General features: G+C 32.3%; 4 protein-coding genes. All 4 read left to right on the forward strand.

From position 1 onward, the window contains the following. The coding region (locus tag J3U35_RS06595; RefSeq protein ID WP_267360350.1) for a toxin glutamine deamidase domain-containing protein at positions 1-538 on the forward strand (538 nt) is incomplete at its 5' end. Beyond that, positions 538-819 (forward strand): YrhB domain-containing protein, encoded by a 282-nt coding sequence (locus tag J3U35_RS06600; protein WP_187756470.1) that lies wholly within the window; start codon positions 538-540, stop codon positions 817-819. The genes J3U35_RS06595 and J3U35_RS06600, both read left to right, overlap by 1 nt. Positions 820-920: 101 nt before the next feature. Continuing rightward, positions 921-1,142 carry a hypothetical protein gene (locus J3U35_RS06605; RefSeq protein WP_065557898.1) on the forward strand — a complete coding sequence of 74 codons (222 nt, stop codon included), beginning with the start codon at positions 921-923 and terminating at the stop codon, positions 1,140-1,142. Further along, entirely contained in the window at positions 1,139-1,600 is a 462-nt protein-coding gene (locus J3U35_RS06610) for a DUF4279 domain-containing protein (RefSeq protein WP_218837305.1), read from the forward strand. The genes J3U35_RS06605 and J3U35_RS06610 overlap by 4 nt, the downstream gene beginning before the upstream one ends. Positions 1,601-1,776 lie beyond the last annotated feature (176 nt).

A 1,776-nucleotide genomic window follows, 5' to 3' on the forward strand; every position in this document is an offset into this window, starting at 1 on the left:
ATACGCCCGCATCAAAATAACTGGCACTGAAGTCAGAGCGAAAGTACATCATAAAATTGAAACGGTAACGGTTGAATTAGATGAGGTTAATTGGAATAATGTTGCTGAAAAGGTGGAGACGAGTTCTATTCTTAATGATACGGCAGGTTCTATACGTGATGTAAATCCTGGTTACCCTACTGAAGGTAGAACTCATAATTGTGTTAATTGTGCTATAGCAACTGATGCAACATTGGGTGGTAATCCCGCATCCGCTTTACCCATTAATTCAAAAAATGGAGTCTCAATATCCGTATTAGAAAAACAATATGGGACAAAATTTCAAAATGTCAGTGGTCCTAATAATATTATTGAGCAAATGTCAAATGCTGGAACTGGTGCAAGGGGTATTGTATTCGGTTCCTATGGACCAGGGCAACCAGGGCATGTTTTTAATGTTGTAAATCAAAATGGGAAAATACGTTTCTTAGATGGTCAAACAGGTAAAGCTGCGGATATGAGCAAATTCAAATCTTTCAAATTTTTAAGGACTAATTGATGATTACTTTTATTGAAGCGTTAAATAAAGCTAAAAATTATTTAGCTGAATACGATATTCCTGTAGAAATCACTGTAATTGACAGATTTTCTGAAGGATGGCTTTTTTGTTTCCAATCCAGAGAGTTTTTAGAAACTGGTGATTTTTCAACACAATTAATCGGTAATTGTCCATTTATAATAGATAAAGATAGTGGAAAAATATATGAGTTGGGAACAGCATACCCTATAGATGTATATATCCAACAATATGAAAATAAGAAGATAAATGGGAATTTTTAATTGTTCTATACCAATTGCTAAATGGAAATTGAATTGATGCAGAAGGATTACCACTACCAGTTCCGCCTAGTGTTGGTGCTTCAGGTAGAGTTCCTAAGGGATTGCAAACTGGAGGAAATAAGTTAGAGAAAAACACTGCTAATAAATTAAATGAATATTTCGTAACAAATTTAACTTCTCGAGAATGGGGGCGAGCTCTTGAAGCACTGAAGGCTGATGCAGGAAAATTACCTAATAATTTTCATGGCAGAATTTTAGATAATGGTGATTATGTTGGGAAGAATGGTGAGATTATAGGCAATATTGGAGATTATTTACCATGAATTTTATAAAGAATAGAATTACACCTATATGTTCAGACTATGAAACATGTAGTGAATGTTTTGTTAGATTAATGATATACACTGGTGCAATAAATCCTAATGAAATTACTAAATTATTAGAAGTTGAACCGACTTATATAACATTAGCTGGAGATAAAATTACCAATAGTTTGGGACGGACTAGAGAAGTTAAAAATTCAGGTTGGTTTTTATCTTCGGAAGGAATTGTAAATTCAAAAGATCTTAGAGAACATATTGATTGGATTGTAAGTAAAATCTCTCCTTTTGCTACCAATTTGAAAAAAATACAAGAAATTAAAGATATTAAATTAACTCTAAAATGTGTTTGGTTTTCTAAATTTGGACATAGTGGTCCAGTATTATGGCCAGAACAAATGAAAGCACTATCAGATTTAGATTTAGAATGTTCTTTTGATATTTATTTTGCCGAAGATTAATAATTATATTATTGATAAATAAAACAAGAATGAAATCATAATCGCATTTATAAAATAAATTTATTAAAACGTTTTACTATCAGAGACCACCTTACAGGCTTTAACTCATGCCGTGAGTCAATTTCTTGTCGGATTTATTCCTATGTTTAAAACCAGCAAGTTTATCCGACCTTTGC

Source organism: Gilliamella sp. B2717 (assembly GCF_026536675.1).
GTDB classification, from domain to species: domain Bacteria; phylum Pseudomonadota; class Gammaproteobacteria; order Enterobacterales; family Orbaceae; genus Gilliamella; species Gilliamella apicola_I.